At 69.1% G+C, this 13,850-nt stretch carries 14 protein-coding genes; 8 read left to right on the top strand and 6 right to left on the bottom strand.

Features of this window, described 5'->3' with window-relative positions; all coding sequences use genetic code 11:
* Nucleotides 1–20: 20 nt before the first annotated feature.
* From purH to dusB, 3 genes are read right to left on the bottom strand one after another with little or no spacing between them, the layout of a single operon-like run.
* Nucleotides 21–1,628 (bottom strand): bifunctional phosphoribosylaminoimidazolecarboxamide formyltransferase/IMP cyclohydrolase, encoded by a 1,608-nt coding sequence (gene purH, locus AC3A6G_RS17075; protein WP_487874142.1) that lies wholly within the window; start codon nucleotides 1,626–1,628, stop codon nucleotides 21–23.
* A 14-nt stretch (nucleotides 1,629–1,642) separates the two neighbouring features.
* Nucleotides 1,643–1,879 (bottom strand): Fis family transcriptional regulator, encoded by a 237-nt coding sequence (locus AC3A6G_RS17070; RefSeq protein ID WP_007838304.1) that lies wholly within the window; start codon nucleotides 1,877–1,879, stop codon nucleotides 1,643–1,645.
* A gap of 19 nt (nucleotides 1,880–1,898) precedes the next feature.
* Nucleotides 1,899–2,957 carry a tRNA dihydrouridine synthase DusB gene (dusB, locus tag AC3A6G_RS17065; RefSeq protein ID WP_487874141.1) on the bottom strand — a complete coding sequence of 353 codons (1,059 nt, stop codon included), beginning with the start codon at nucleotides 2,955–2,957 and terminating at the stop codon, nucleotides 1,899–1,901.
* Between the two features lie 185 nt (nucleotides 2,958–3,142).
* Between dusB and AC3A6G_RS17060 the strand changes: the two genes are divergently transcribed.
* On the top strand, nucleotides 3,143–3,613 hold the full coding sequence (locus AC3A6G_RS17060) for a YqaA family protein (RefSeq protein WP_487874140.1): 471 nt from the start codon (nucleotides 3,143–3,145) through the stop codon (nucleotides 3,611–3,613).
* A 48-nt stretch (nucleotides 3,614–3,661) separates the two neighbouring features.
* Here the strand turns inward: AC3A6G_RS17060 and AC3A6G_RS17055 are convergent, their stop codons facing one another.
* Nucleotides 3,662–4,333, bottom strand: a complete 672-nt coding sequence (locus AC3A6G_RS17055; protein WP_487863166.1) for a glutathione S-transferase — start codon at nucleotides 4,331–4,333, stop codon at nucleotides 3,662–3,664.
* Between the two features lie 8 nt (nucleotides 4,334–4,341).
* Complete coding sequence (gene ychF / locus AC3A6G_RS17050) at nucleotides 4,342–5,433, bottom strand: redox-regulated ATPase YchF (protein ID WP_487863167.1); 1,092 nt, start codon at nucleotides 5,431–5,433, stop codon at nucleotides 4,342–4,344.
* Between the two features lie 210 nt (nucleotides 5,434–5,643).
* On the opposite strand from ychF, the gene AC3A6G_RS17045 reads away from it, so the two are divergent.
* Genes AC3A6G_RS17045 through rbsD form a run of 6 tightly spaced genes read left to right on the top strand, consistent with a single transcriptional unit; the run spans nucleotide 5,644 to nucleotide 11,701 of the window.
* Nucleotides 5,644–6,603, top strand: coding sequence for a substrate-binding domain-containing protein (locus AC3A6G_RS17045; protein ID WP_487862439.1), 960 nt, complete (start codon nucleotides 5,644–5,646; stop codon nucleotides 6,601–6,603).
* 40 nt (nucleotides 6,604–6,643) lie between these two features.
* The gene (locus AC3A6G_RS17040) at nucleotides 6,644–8,266 is read left to right on the top strand and encodes a sugar ABC transporter ATP-binding protein (protein ID WP_487874139.1); all 1,623 of its coding nucleotides are present in this window, start codon (nucleotides 6,644–6,646) and stop codon (nucleotides 8,264–8,266) included.
* A complete protein-coding gene (locus AC3A6G_RS17035) occupies nucleotides 8,263–9,261 on the top strand; it encodes an ABC transporter permease (RefSeq protein ID WP_487874138.1) in 999 nt (332 codons plus the stop codon). The genes AC3A6G_RS17040 and AC3A6G_RS17035 overlap by 4 nt, the downstream gene beginning before the upstream one ends.
* Before the next feature lie 18 nt (nucleotides 9,262–9,279).
* The gene (locus AC3A6G_RS17030; protein ID WP_487865096.1) at nucleotides 9,280–10,359 is read left to right on the top strand and encodes a LacI family DNA-binding transcriptional regulator; all 1,080 of its coding nucleotides are present in this window, start codon (nucleotides 9,280–9,282) and stop codon (nucleotides 10,357–10,359) included.
* A complete protein-coding gene (rbsK, locus tag AC3A6G_RS17025) occupies nucleotides 10,356–11,309 on the top strand; it encodes a ribokinase (protein WP_487862435.1) in 954 nt (317 codons plus the stop codon). Before AC3A6G_RS17030 ends, rbsK begins: the two co-directional genes overlap by 4 nt.
* Entirely contained in the window at nucleotides 11,306–11,701 is a 396-nt protein-coding gene (rbsD, locus tag AC3A6G_RS17020; RefSeq protein WP_487862434.1) for a D-ribose pyranase, read from the top strand. Before rbsK ends, rbsD begins: the two co-directional genes overlap by 4 nt.
* Before the next feature lie 36 nt (nucleotides 11,702–11,737).
* Here the strand turns inward: rbsD and AC3A6G_RS17015 are convergent, their stop codons facing one another.
* Nucleotides 11,738–12,619: an MOSC domain-containing protein gene (locus tag AC3A6G_RS17015; protein ID WP_487874137.1), complete on the bottom strand. Its 882-nt coding sequence runs from the start codon at nucleotides 12,617–12,619 to the stop codon at nucleotides 11,738–11,740.
* 83 nt (nucleotides 12,620–12,702) lie between these two features.
* On the opposite strand from AC3A6G_RS17015, the gene AC3A6G_RS17010 reads away from it, so the two are divergent.
* Complete coding sequence (locus AC3A6G_RS17010) at nucleotides 12,703–13,836, top strand: FAD-dependent monooxygenase (protein ID WP_487862432.1); 1,134 nt, start codon at nucleotides 12,703–12,705, stop codon at nucleotides 13,834–13,836.
* Nucleotides 13,837–13,850 lie beyond the last annotated feature (14 nt).

Here is a 13,850-nt window from a genome sequence, read left to right as displayed (position 1 = left end):
CGCCGTGGCGGCGGAAGGGCTCAGTGCCTGAAGTGGCGCACGCCCGAAAGCACCATCACCACGCCGCGTTCGTCGGCGGCGTCGATCACTTCCTGGTCGCGCATCGAACCGCCGGGCTGGATCACGCAGCTCGCGCCCGCATCGACCACCACGTCGAGCCCGTCGCGGAACGGGAAGAAGGCATCGCTCGCCACCGCCGTGCCCTGCAGCGAGAGGCCCGCATGCTCGGCCTTGATGCTGGCGATGCGCGCGGAATCGAGGCGGCTCATCTGGCCCGCGCCGACGCCCATGGTCATGCCGTCGGCACAGAACACGATGGCGTTGCTCTTCACGTACTTGGCGACCTTCCAGGCAAACAGCAGGTCCTGCAATTGCTCGGGCGTGGGCTGCTTCTTGCTGACCACCTTGAGGTCGCTGGCCGCGAGCTCGTGGTTGTCGGCGGTCTGGATCAGCAGGCCCGAACCGACGCGCTTGACGTCCATGAGGTTGCGGCCGTTGTCCCAGTCGGACTTGCCGCCCGGCGGCAGCGCGATCTCGAGCACGCGCACGTTCTGCTTGGCCTTGGTGGCCTGGAACACCTCGAGCGCCTCGGGCGTGTAGCCCGGCGCCATCAGCACCTCGACGAACTGCTTGTTCACGGCCTGCGCGGTCGCGAGGTCCACCGGGCGGTTGAAGGCGATGATGCCGCCGAAGGCCGAGGTCGGGTCGGTCTTGAAGGCCTTGGCATAGGCCTCGGCCGCGTCCTTGCCCACGGCCACGCCGCAGGGATTGGCGTGCTTCACGATAACGCAGGCCGGCACGTCGAAGCTCTTCACGCATTCCCACGCAGCGTCGGCATCGGCGATGTTGTTGTAGCTCAGCTCCTTGCCCTGCAGCTGCTTCGCCGACACGAGCGAACCGGGCGCGGGATGCAGGTCGCGATAGAACGCGGCCTGCTGGTGCGGGTTCTCGCCGTAGCGCAGGTCCTGCACCTTGACGAAGCGGCCGTTGCTCTGGGCCGGGAACAGCGAGCGCGTGGGCGCCGGCTGGCCGATGCTCGCGTCGAAGTCGATGGCCGAGAGGTAGTCGCTGATCGCGCCGTCGTAGTCGGCGATGCGGTTGAACGCGGCCACCGAGAAGGCGAATTTCGTCTTGTCGCTGAGCTTGCCCGCGGCCTGGAGTTCGGCCAGCGCCACCGCGTACTGCGACGCGTCGGTCAGCACCCCTACGTCCTTCCAGTTCTTGGCCGCGCTGCGCACCATGGCCGGGCCGCCGATGTCGATGTTCTCGATCGCGTCCTCGAGCGTGCAGCCGGCCTTGGCCACCGTGGCTTCGAACGGATAGAGGTTGACCACGAGCAGGTCGATGGTGTCGATGCCGTGCTGCTCGATCGCCGCCATGTGCGCCGGCAGGTCGCGCCGCGCGAGCAGGCCGCCGTGGATCTTGGGATGCAGCGTCTTCACGCGGCCGTCGAGCATCTCCGGAAAGCCGGTGTGGTCGGCCACCTCGGTGACCGGCAGGCCGGCATCCGCGAGGAGCTTGGCGGTGCCGCCGGTGGACAGCAGCTTGACGCCGAGCGCATGCAGCGCCTGCGCGAATTCGAGGATGCCGGTCTTGTCGGAAACGGAGATGAGTGCAGTCTGGGCCATGGAATATGCCGTGGTTATTTCAAAAGTTTGTGCTCGACGAGCTTCTTGCGGAGGGTGTTGCGGTTCAGGCCCAACCATTGCGCGGCCTTCGACTGGTTGCCCTCGGCGCGCGTCATGACGACGTCGAGCAAGGGTTTCTCGACCACGCGCACGAGCATCTCGTACATGCCGTCGGGTTCGGTGCCGCGCAGATCGCGAAAGTAGCTGTCCAGACTGGTGCGCACGCAGTCCTCGATGTGTTTCTTGCTCATGGTTTTTTTCTTCTCTCTCTCAATCGGTGGCGCAGGCCGCCTCCTCTTCACCTGGCAGCTCTTCGGCCGCCTCGTATTCGGGCATGCGGTCCATGCGGTCCGCCAACCCGTCGAAATAGTCGCCCACCACGCGCAACTGCGCGGGAGCATCCTCGATGCCGTTCATCTGCGCTCGGAAGGCCTCGCCGTCGGGCAGCATGCGCACGTACCAGCCGATGTGCTTGCGCGCGCTGCGCACGCCGCTCCATTCGCCATAGAGCGCGTAGTGCGCCTCGAGGTGGTCGAGCAGCAGGCGGCGCACTTCGGCCACCAGCGGCGGCGCAAGGTGCATGCCCGTGGCCAGGAAGTGCGCGATCTCGCGAAAGATCCACGGCCGGCCCTGGGCCGCGCGGCCGATCATCACGGCGTCGGCACCGGTGGCCGCGAGCACGTCGCGCGCCTTTTCGGGCGAGCGGATGTCGCCGTTCGCCACCACGGGGATGCGCACGGCCGCCTTCACCGCGGCGATGGTGTCGTACTCGGCGTGGCCCTTGTAGCCCTGCTCGCGCGTTCGGCCATGCACCGTGAGCATCTGCACGCCGGCCAATTCGAACTCGCGCGCGAGCCTCACCGCATTGCGCTGCTCCTGGCTCCAGCCGGTGCGCATCTTCAGCGTCACCGGCACGCCGAAGGGCTGCGCCGCATCGACCACGGCCTGCACGATCTCGCGCGCGAGCGGCTCGTCGCGCATCAGCGCCGAGCCGGCCCACTTGTTGCAGACCTTCTTGGCCGGGCAGCCCATGTTGATGTCGATGATCTGCGCGCCGCGCTCGATGTTGTAGACCGCGGCCTCGGCCATCATGGCCGCGTCGGTGCCCGCGATCTGCACGGAGATGGGGCCCGGCTCGCCCTCGTGGTTGGCGCGGCGCGAGGTCTTGAGCGTATTCCAGAGATCCTTGCGCGAGGTGACCATCTCGCTGACCGCATAGCCCGCGCCGAGTTCGCGGCACAGCATGCGGAACGGCCGGTCGGTCACGCCGGCCATGGGCGCGACGAACAGGCGGTTTTCCAGCGTGTGATTGCCGATCTGCAAGGTCATGGGGGAAGAGGCGTCGCGCGTCCGGCTGCTGCTGAAAAATGAGGCACGATTGTAGCCACGCGGCATTTCGGCCGCTGAAACGATTTGCGCATGCGATGCAGGTGCAAACACCTGTTGCGCACGGCCTTTTCTCCGACCTGCCGCAGCCGGCCGCCTGCCTATACTGCGCCGACTCATTCCACTTTATGCAAGCCTGGCTCGACGCTCTCCTCGCGCTTCTCGCGCTGCCGCAATACGGACTCTCCACGCTGTTCATCGCGGCGTTCGTCTCGGCCACGCTGCTGCCCGTGGGGTCGGAGCCGGTTCTCTTCGGCCTGCTGAAGCTCAACCCCGACATGTTCTGGCCGGCCGTGCTGGTGGCCACCGCCGGCAACACGCTGGGCGGCGCCGTGGACTGGTGGCTCGGCTACGGCGCGCACAAGGTGGCGGACAAATATTCGCATTCGAAACACCATGTGCGGGTGCTGAGCTGGCTCGAGCGGCTCGGCCCCAAGGCCTGCCTGCTGAGCTGGCTGCCGATCGTCGGTGATCCGCTCTGCGCGGTGGCAGGCTGGCTCAAGCTGCCGTTCTGGCCCTGCCTCGGCTACATGGCTATCGGGAAATTCCTGCGCTACGTCTGCATGACGGTGGCGCTGCTCTACATCTTCCCGTCATGAGCAAAGAGCGCTGCGCGATGAGCGCAGCGTGAGTGAGCGCGCGCCTCGTCAGCGCAGCTTGAACGGGCCGCCGCGCGCCAACGCACGCTGATAGGCCGGCCGCGCATGGATGCGCGCCAGATAGTCCATGAGGCGCGGGCGCTTCGCATCGAGGCCGCCACGCGCCTGCGCGGCTTCCACCGGAAAGCTCATCTGGATGTCGGCCGCGGTGAACGCGCTGCCGGCAAACCATTCGCTCTTGCCGAGCTCGGCTTCCATGAAGTCGAGATGGCTCTCGATGTTCGGAAGAATGAACGCCGCCTTGGCCTTGGCCGAGATCATCTTCGCGATCGGCTTCACGAAGAACGGCATCTTGCTGCCTTCGATCCGGTCGAACACCAGCTTGAGCAGCAGCGGCGACATCGCCGTGCCTTCCGCGAAGTGCATCCAGTAGCGATAGCGCAAGGCCTCGGGCGAGCCGGGCGCGGGCACCAGCGCGCCGCCGCCGTGGCGTTCGACCATCGTCTCGAGGATCGCGCCCGACTCGGCGAGCACCTCGCCGTCGTCGGTCGTCACCACCGGCGACTTGCCGAGCGGATGCACGGCACGCAGCGAAGCGGGCGCCAGCATGGTCTGCGGATCGCGCTGGTAGCGGACGATCTCGTAGGGAAGCGCGAGCTCTTCGAGCAGCCAGAGCACGCGCTGCGAGCGCGAGTTTTCGAGGTGGTGGACGGTGAGCATGCGAGGCTTCAGGAACTGAACAGGAAGTTCATCACGTCGCCATCCTTGACGACGTATTCCTTGCCTTCCGAGCGCATCTTCCCCGCGTCTTTCGCGCCCTGCTCGCCCTTGTAGGCGATGTAATCGTCGAAGGCGATGGTCTGGGCGCGGATGTAGCCCTTCTCGAAGTCGCCGTGGATCACGCCGGCGGCCTGCGGGCCGGTGTCGCCGATGTGGATGGTCCAGGCGCGCACTTCCTTCACGCCGGCCGTGAAGTAGGTCTGCAGGCCGAGCAGCTTGTAGGCCGCGCGGATCAGGCGGTTGAGGCCGGGCTCATCCTGGCCGATCTCGGCCAGGAACATCGTCTTGTCCTCGTCGTCCATCTCGGCGAGTTCGGCTTCGATCTTGGCGCAGATGGCAACCACCGGCGCACCCTGCTTCGCCGCGTACTCGCGCAGGCGGTCGAGGTACGGGTTGTTCTCGAAGCCGTCTTCCGCCACGTTGCCCACGAACATGGCGGGCTTGGCGGTGATCAGCGTGAAGCTCTTCACCAGCGGCATTTCTTCCTTGGTGAATTCGAGCGCGCGCACCGGCGTGTTCTCGTTCAGCGCGGCCTGGCAGCGTTCGAGCAGGCCGACGAGCTTCTGCGCATCCTTGTCGCCCGAGCGTGCGACCTTGGTGTGGCGGTGCAGCGCCTTCTCGACCGTGGCCAGGTCGGCCAAGCACAGCTCGGTCTGGATCACTTCGATGTCGGAGATCGGATCGACCTTGCCGGCCACGTGGATCACGTTCTCGTCGTCGAAGCAGCGCACCACGTTCACCGTGGCGTCGGTCTCGCGGATGTGGGCGAGGAACTTGTTGCCCAGGCCCTCGCCGGTGCTGGCGCCGGCCACGAGGCCGGCGATGTCGACGAACTCTACGATGGCGGGCACCACGCGTTCGGGCTTGACGATCTCGCTGAGCTGCGCGAGCCGCGGATCGGGCACTTCCACCACGCCCACGTTCGGCTCGATGGTGCAGAACGGATAGTTCTCCGCCGCGATGCCAGCCTTGGTCAGCGCATTGAAAAGGGTGGATTTACCGACGTTGGGCAGGCCGACGATGCCGCATTGCAAACTCATGGGGGGTCCTCTTGGGTAACCGCGGATTTTAAGTCGGCCCGGCGCGCCCTCCGGCCGGCACGCCTTTGCGTCGCTCCCAGCGGTCGCTCCCCTCAGGGTTAAACCCGATCAAAAACCAAATAGCAAACGTTTGCGCAAACGTTTTCCTTCGGTAATATCGGCACCCCCGGCACAGACCGGCGCCCGATCATCCCTCCCTGGAGACACACCATGAAGTTCACCCGCCGCACCCTGCAAAGCGCCGCCGCCCTGGCCCTCCTGGGCAGCCTCTGCGCGCCCGCCGCCTTCGCGCAGGAGAAACCCAAGGTCGCGCTGGTCATGAAGTCGCTCGCCAACGAGTTCTTCCGCACCATGGAAGACGGCGCCAAGGCGCACCAGAAGGCCAATGCGGCGCAGTACACGCTGGTGGCCAACGGCATCAAGGACGAGACCGACACGGCCGCCCAGATCAAGATGGTCGAGCAGATGATGGCGCAGAAGATCAATGCGCTGGTCATCGCCCCGGCCGACTCCAAGGCCCTGGTACCGGTGATCAAGACCGCCATCGACCGCGGCATTCTCGTGGTCAACATCGACAACCAGCTCGATGCCGCGGCGCTGAAGGAAAAGGGTATCCAGGTGCCCTTCGTCGGCCCCGACAACCGCGCAGGCGCCAAGCTGGTGGGCGACGAGCTCGCCAAGAGCCTGAAGGCCGGCGACAAGGTCGGCATCATCGAAGGCGTATCGACCACCTTCAATGCGCAGCAGCGCACCCTCGGCTACCAGGATGCGATGAAGGCAGCCGGCGCCACCGTGGTGGGCGTGCAGTCGGGCCAGTGGGAAATCGACAAGGGCAACACCGTCGCGGCCGGCATGATGCGCGAGCATCCCGACCTGAAGGCACTGCTCGCCGGCAACGACAGCATGGCGCTGGGCGCGGTCGCCGCGGTCAAGGCCGCCGGCAAGACCGGCAAGGTGCTGGTGGTGGGCTACGACAACATCGGCGCCATCAAGCCGATGCTGGCGGACGGCCGGGTGCTCGCCACGGCCGACCAGTTCGCCGCGAAGCAGGCGGTGTTCGGCATCGAGACCGCGCTCAAGGCGCTGGCCGACAAGAAGAAGCAGTCCGAGATGCCCGCGGCGGTGAAGACCGACGTGGTGCTGGTGACGAAATCGTCGCCGGCCAAGTAAAGCGCAGCACCGCCCCGCAGCACCGCCGCGAAAGCCGATCGTGAACGCATCCGCCGCCGCCATCGAGGCCGTGCCCGTGCTGTCCGCCAGCGGGCTCGGCAAGGACTACGCGGCGCCGGTGCTCGACGGCGTTTCGCTCGACCTGAATGCGGGCGAGGTGCTGGCGCTCACCGGCGAGAACGGCGCCGGCAAGAGCACGCTGTCGAAGATCGTCTGCGGGCTGGTGCAGCCCACGCGCGGGCGCATGCTGCTCGATGGCGCGGCCTTCGCCCCGGCCTCGCGCCGCGATGCCGAGCGCCTGGGCGTGCGCATGGTCATGCAGGAGCTCGGCCTGGTCACCACGCTGTCGGTGGCCGAGAACCTGCTGCTCGACCGGCTGCCGCACACGACCGGCTGGATCCGCCGCGGCCAGCTGCACGAACTGGCCGCGCGCCAGCTCGCGAAGATCGGCATGCAGAACATCGACCCGGCCATGCCGGTCGCGCGGCTCGGCATCGGCCAGCAGCAGATGGTGGAGATCGCGCGCAACCTGCAGGACGACACGCGCGTGCTGGTGCTCGACGAGCCCACCGCCATGCTCACGCCGCGCGAGACCGCGCACCTGTTCGAGCAGATCGCGCTGCTCAAGGCACGTGGCGTGGCGATCGTCTATGTCTCGCACCGGCTCGAGGAACTGCAGCGCATTGCAGACCGCGTGGCGGTGCTGCGCGACGGCCGCCTGGTGGACGTGCGGCCGATGGCCGGCGTGCGGGAATCCGAGCTGGTGCAGCGCATGGTCGGCCGCGCGGTGCACGAGCACGAGGGCCGCCCGCGCCGCGTGGCCGGGCCGGTGCTGCTGAGCGCGCGCGGCCTGGGCCGGGCCGACGCGGTGCGCGACGTCGACATCGCGCTGCATGCCGGCGAGGTCATGGGCCTCGCGGGCCTGGTCGGCTCGGGCCGCACCGAGCTCGTGCGGCTGCTGTTCGGCGCCGACCGCGCGGACCGCGGCGAGATCGTCCTGCACGACGCCGGGGGCCAGCCGGTGCGCCGCGTCGCCAGGGGCTGGCGCTCGCCGATGCAGGCGATCCGCACCGGCATCGGCCTCGTCACCGAAGACCGCAAGTCGCAAGGCCTGCTGCTCGCGCAGTCGATCCGCGTCAATGCCACGCTGAGCGATCTGGGTGCGGTCTCGCGCGCCGGCTGGCTGCAGCGCGCGCGCGAACGCGGCATCGCGCGGCGCCTGGTCGATCTGCTTCGCATCCGCTCGCGCAGCATCGAGCAGCCGGTGGCCACGTTGAGCGGCGGCAACCAGCAGAAGGTGGTGTTCGCGCGCTGGCTGCACCGCGAATGCAAGGTGCTGCTGCTCGACGAGCCCACGCGCGGCGTGGACGTGGGCGCGCGCGCCGACCTGTACGCGGAACTCGACCGCATGACCGACGCCGGCCGCGCGCTGCTGATGGTGTCGAGCGACCTGCGCGAACTGATGGCCATGTGCGACCGCATCGGTGTGATGAGCGCCGGGCGGCTCGTGGCGGTGTTCGAGCGCGGCGCTTGGAGCGAACAGTCGCTGCTCGCGGCCGCGTTCAGCGACGCGGCGGGCCGCCCCGCCGCCCCGAACGACCCCGACGACGCCGCCCCTTCCGAATCGACCCCCGGCCGAACGGCCCCTGCCGAGACACCATGAACGCAGCCGCCCCACCCTCTGCCGCCCCAGCCGCTTCCGCACCGTCCGCATGGCGGGGCCAGCTCGGCACCTACCTCGGCCTGACCGTCGTGCTCGTCGGCATGATTGCCCTCTTCGGCACGCTCAGCGAATACTTCCTCACGCGCGAGACCTTCGTCTCGATCGCCAACGAGATTCCCGCGCTCGCGGTCATGGCGGTCGGCATGACCTTCGTGCTGATCATCGCGGGCATCGATCTCTCCGTGGGCTCGGTGCTGGCGCTCAGCGCGGCGGTCACGGCCGCGGCGATCCTCGAATGGAAGCTCTCGGTGCCGCTCGCCGCGGCGCTGGGCCTCGCGACCGGGCTGGTCTGCGGCACCATCACCGGCGCGGTCTCGGTGGCCTGGCGGCTGCCGAGCTTCATCGTGTCGCTCGGCATGCTCGAGGCGGTGCGCGGCGGCGCCTACCTCGTGACCGACTCGCGCACGCAGTACGTGGGCGACGCCGTCTCCGGCCTCGCCACGCCGTGGATCGGCGGCATCTCGGCCGCATTCGTGATCGCGGTGGTGCTGGTGGTCGTGGGCCAGCTGGTGCTCACGCGCACCGTCTTCGGCCGCCATGTGGTGGGCATCGGCACCAACGAAGAGGCGATGCGGCTCGCGGGCATCGATCCGCGGCCGATCCGCATCATCGTGTTCGCCGCCACCGGCGTGCTGGCCGGCCTTGCCGGGCTGATGCAGTCGGCCCGCCTCGAGGCCGCCGATCCGAATGCCGGCGTCGGCATCGAGCTGCAGGTGATCGCGGCCGTGGTGATCGGCGGCACCAGCCTCATGGGCGGGCGTGGCTCGGTGGTCAACACCTTCTTCGGTGTGCTCATCATCGCGGTGCTCGAGGCCGGCTTGGCGCAGGTCGGCGCGAGCGAGCCGAGCAAGCGCATCATCACGGGTGCGGTGATCGTGGTCGCGGTGATCATCGACACCCTGCGCCAGCGCCGTGCCGAACGGCGCCTGGCCTGAAGGAAGGACGAAGCATCCATGGCCACCATCAAGGACGTCGCGCTGCGCGCCGGGGTTTCGGTCACCACCGTCTCGCACGTGGTCAACGACACGCGCCATGTGAGCGCCAAGGGCCGCGAGCGCGTGGAGCAGGCGATCCGCGAGCTGGGCTACGTGCCCAACGCGATGGCGCGCAGCCTCAAGAGCAACACCACGTCGACGCTCGGCATGCTGATTCCGAACAGCTCGAACCCGTACTTCGCCGAGATCGTGCGCATCGTCGAAGACCGCTGCTTCGGCGCCGGCTACACGCTGGTGCTGTGCAACACCGACGACGAGCCGCGCCGGCAGAGCGTGTACCTGCAGGTGCTGGCCGAGCGCCGCATCGACGGGCTGATCGTGGTGTCCACCGGCGCCGGCGACGACGACTCGCTGGTCACGCAGCTGCACGGGCTGCGCATCCCGACGGTGCTGGTCGACCGCGAGATCGCCGACCCCGACTGCGACCTCGTGGAGACGGCCCACATGCAGGGCGGCCTGCTCGCGGTGCGGCACCTGCTGTCGCTTGGCCATCGGCGCATCGCCTGCATCGGCGGTCCGGTCGGCGTGATGCCGAGCGAGCAGCGCATCGAGGGCTGGCGCATGGCGCTGGCCGAAACCGGCGCCGCGCCGAATGCCGACGCGCTGCTCTGGCGCGGCGGGTTCACGAGCCAGGGCGGCTACGAGGCCATGCACGCGATCCTGCGCACCGAAGAGGCGCCTTCGGCCGTGTTCGTCTGCAACGACCTGATGGCCATCGGCGCACTGCGCGCCGCGCACGAGAGCGGCGTGCACGTGCCCGACGACCTCTCGATCGTCGGCTTCGACGACATCGAACTCTCGGCCTACACCAGCCCGCCGCTCACCACCGTGGCGCAACCCAAGGAACGCATCGGCGCGCTGGCGGTCGACATGCTGCTCGAGCGCGTCGGCGGCAAGCGGCGCGACCCGCGCAAGGTGGTGCTGCAGCCCGAACTGCGCGTGCGCGCATCGACCGCACGACATTCGAGCTCGCGCCAGGCCGCCACCCCCACGTCCGAGGCACCCGCCGCGGAGCAAAGAAAGTCCCGCACCCCGTGAGTCCGAACCCCTCTTCATTGCCGCGCATCGTGGTGCTCGGCAGCCTCAATATGGACATCGTGCTGCGCGTGCCGCAGGCGCCCGCCGCCGGCGAGACCCTGCTCGGCCGTTCGATCGACCACATTCCGGGCGGCAAGGGTGCGAACCAGGCCGTGAGCTGTGCGCGCCAAGGCGCCCGCGTCGCGATGGTGGGTTGCGTCGGCGACGATGCCCATGGCCGCGCACTGCGCGACGCGCTTGCGCGCGACGGCATCGACACCGCCGCGCTGCGCACCGCCGCCGGCGGCGAGCCCACCGGCACCGCGCTGATCCTGGTGGAAGACAGCGGCCAGAACCGCATCGTGATGGTGCCAGGCGCCAATGCGCAGGTGGCGCTCGACGAGCCCGCGCTGCGCGCGCAGCTTGCGGATGCGGCCTTTCTTGTTGCGCAGTTCGAGGTACCGATGGACCAGGTGGCGCGCGCCGTCGCGGTGGCCCACGATGCCGGCTGCAAGGTGCTGCTCAATCCGTCGCCGGTGCAACCCATCGCCGACGCGATGTGGCCGCGCATCGACACGCTGGTGGTCAACGAGATCGAGGCCGAGGCGCTGTGCGGGCTGCCGGCCGACAGCCCGCGGCAGGCGGCGCTCGCGGGCCAGGTGCTGCGCGCCAGGGGCATCGCACGCGTGGTCGTCACGCTCGGCGCGCGCGGCGCAGTGGCGGTGGACGCCGACGGCGCCCGCCACCATCCCGCGCCGAAGGTGCAGCCGGTCGACACCACCGCCGCAGGCGACACCTTTCTCGGCGCGCTGGCGGTGGCGCTCGGCGAAGGGCAATCCTTCGACGCCGCGGTGCGCCTGGGCATCCGCGCCGCCGCGCTGTGCATCCAGCAGCCCGGCGCGCAACCTTCGATCCCGCAGCGCGACGCCGTGCTGCAAAGCCCCCTGCCACCCGACTGGACCGCGCTGTGAAACGCTCTGCCCTGCTGCATGCCGAACTCTCCCACGTGATCGCCGCACTCGGCCACGGCGACATGCTCGTGATCGGCGACGCCGGCCTGCCGATCCCCGACGGTCCGCGCCGCATCGACCTGGCCGTGGCGCGCGGCGTGCCGCTGCTCGCCGACGTGCTCCAGGCGGTGCTGTCGGAAATGCAGGTCGAGGCCGTCGTGATCGCCGACGAGGCGCTGAAGGACGGCAGCCGTGCCTTGCCCGACTGGTATCCCCCGTCGCTCGGCATCGCGCCGCAGACGGTGTCGCACGAGGAATTCAAGCGCCGCAGCGCCCAGGCGCGCGCCATCGTGCGCACTGGCGAATGCACGCCCTACGCCAACATCATGCTGGTGGCCGGCGTCGCGTTCTGACGTTCCGAATGCAGCAACACCGCCGGCGCGGCGGTTCTATTCGAAGCGGTAGTTCGCACCCACGGCCTGCCCCACCCGGAGCATCTGCTCCACGCCCGACACCACGATGCAGTTCATGCCGAAGGTGATGCGCCCGTCGACCCGCGCATCGGCGCGGTAGGTGCGCAGCATGTCGCCGACCTCGGGGCTGCTGAGGCCGGTTGCCGGGTCGATGTCGGGGATCGGGCAGCGCGTGCACGGCTTGACCGGCTTCAGTTCGGCTTCGCCTTCGGCGGTGGCGATGTGCAGCGCATCAACGCGGTCCTCGTCGTGCGCCTCGATGCCGGCGAGCACGATGTTCGGGCGAAAGCGCTCGATGCCGACGGCATCGTGGCCCGCCGCGGCCAGCCGCTCGTTGAGTTCGGCGAGCGAGCCTTCGCTGGCCACCAGCAGCGGATAGCCATCGGCGAACTGGTTCGTGGCCTCGGCACCGCCGGTCCACTCGAGGTTCGACAGCCGCTTGTGCTCGGGATCGAAGCGCACCAGCCGCAGCGCCTGCGGCTTGCCCGGTTCGGAGAGGAAGTCGCTGAACCACTGCGCCGCGATGTCGCCCATGTCGTAGGCGGCGACCTCGTCCTTCCAGACCCGCACGCGCACCGGCTTCTCGACCCGGTCGAACGCCAGGTGCAGCGCCAGCATGCCCGGCGCGCGCAGCACCGCCTCGGTGTACTTCATCTGCGGCCGGATCAGCGCCATGCGCGGGAGCTGCCGCTGCGTGACGAATTCGCCTTCGGCATCGACCACCATCCAGGCTCGGTCGAACTCGAGCCCCGTCTCGGTCAGCAGCGCCTCGGGGAGCTCGACCCCCGCGCACGATTTGACGGGGTAGACGAACAGGCGCGAGATGGTGGCTTGAAAGTCGAAGTCGGGCTGTGGCACGTGGGGTTCCTTGAAATTCGCGGCGATTGTCCCGCATTGGGCCGCGCCCCGGCCGGCGCCGGGCATGTTCTTACAATGGCCGAATGGCCCTTCCCCCTGAAGTTTGCATACGCGGCGCCGGCATCGTCGGCCGGACGCTGGCCCTGTTGCTCGCGCGCGAACGCGTGCGGGTCGCGCTGGTGGTTCCGCCCGCCGCGGCGGGCAAGCCGGACATCCGGGCCTATGCGCTCAACACGGCTTCGAAGACGCTGCTCGAATCGCTGCGCGCCTGGCCCGATGCCGCCCATGCCACGCCGGTGCGCGAGATGCGCGTGAACGGCGACGAGGGCGGCCGCGTGCAGTTCAGCGCCGCGCGGCAGGAGGTCGAGGCGCTGGCCTGGATCGTCGACGTGCCCGCGCTCGAGCAACAGCTCGCCGATGCGGTGCGCTTCCAGCCGCAGGTCGAGGTGGTGGCCGAACCCGTTCCCGCTCCGCTCACCGTGGTGTGCGAAGGCAAGGCAAGCGCCACGCGCGAAGCGCTGGGCGTGAGCTACGAAGTCACGCGCTATCCCCAGCATGCGATCGCGGCACGGCTCGAGTCCGCGCAGCCGCACGACGGCACGGCGCGCCAGTGGTTCAACGACAAGGGCGAAGTGCTCGCGCTGCTGCCCATGGGCGGTGCGCAGGGGCGGTCGCTCGCGCTGGTGTGGTCGGTCGACCAGTTCCGCGCGCCCGACCTGCTCGCGCTCGGCCCTGACGAATTCAGCACGGCCGTGACCGAAGCCAGCCACGGCGCCCTGGGCGCGCTGCAGCTCGCGAGCGAGCGCAGCGCCTGGCCGCTCTCACGCGCGATGGCCGACCGCTGGACCGGCACCATGCCGGCGGCGCAGGGCGCGCCGCAGTCGTGGGCGCTGGCGGGCGATGCCGCGCATACCGTGCATCCGCTCGCGGGCCAGGGCCTCAATCTCGGCCTGGCCGATGCAGCCATGCTGGCCGACCTGATCACTCACCGCGACTACTGGCGCAGCGTGGGCGACCTCCGCCTGCTGCGCCGCTACGAGCGTGCACGCCGCGCCGGCGTGCTGCAGATGAGCCTCGCCACCGACGGCCTGCAGCAGCTTTTTTCGCACAGCACCGATCCGCTGCCCGCGCTGCGCAACTGGGGCATGCGCGGCTTCGACCGCACGCGCCTTCTCAAGCAATGGATCGCCAACCAGGCGATGGGCTTGAAGGCATGAATCCATCCAAGAGA

It is taken from the genome of Variovorax sp. Soil_C_26, from assembly GCF_057657075.1.
Note: the sequence above shows the minus strand (reverse complement) of the source record. Positions and strands in the feature narration are given on the sequence as shown.

What these genes read in the sequence shown, in the direction of transcription:
- ychF (WP_487863167.1), bottom strand. Translation starts at nt 5,433, where the DNA reads ATGAGTTTGCAATGCGGCATCGTCGGCCTGCCCAACGTCGGTAAATCC.
- AC3A6G_RS17010 (WP_487862432.1), top strand. Translation starts at nt 12,703, where the DNA reads ATGGCCCTTCCCCCTGAAGTTTGCATACGCGGCGCCGGCATCGTCGGC.
- AC3A6G_RS17060 (WP_487874140.1), top strand. Translation starts at nt 3,143, where the DNA reads ATGCAAGCCTGGCTCGACGCTCTCCTCGCGCTTCTCGCGCTGCCGCAA.
- purH (WP_487874142.1), bottom strand. Translation starts at nt 1,628, where the DNA reads ATGGCCCAGACTGCACTCATCTCCGTTTCCGACAAGACCGGCATCCTC.
- AC3A6G_RS17030 (WP_487865096.1), top strand. Translation starts at nt 9,280, where the DNA reads ATGGCCACCATCAAGGACGTCGCGCTGCGCGCCGGGGTTTCGGTCACC.
- AC3A6G_RS17045 (WP_487862439.1), top strand. Translation starts at nt 5,644, where the DNA reads ATGAAGTTCACCCGCCGCACCCTGCAAAGCGCCGCCGCCCTGGCCCTC.
- AC3A6G_RS17070 (WP_007838304.1), bottom strand. Translation starts at nt 1,879, where the DNA reads ATGAGCAAGAAACACATCGAGGACTGCGTGCGCACCAGTCTGGACAGC.
- AC3A6G_RS17035 (WP_487874138.1), top strand. Translation starts at nt 8,263, where the DNA reads ATGAACGCAGCCGCCCCACCCTCTGCCGCCCCAGCCGCTTCCGCACCG.
- AC3A6G_RS17055 (WP_487863166.1), bottom strand. Translation starts at nt 4,333, where the DNA reads ATGCTCACCGTCCACCACCTCGAAAACTCGCGCTCGCAGCGCGTGCTC.
- dusB (WP_487874141.1), bottom strand. Translation starts at nt 2,957, where the DNA reads ATGACCTTGCAGATCGGCAATCACACGCTGGAAAACCGCCTGTTCGTC.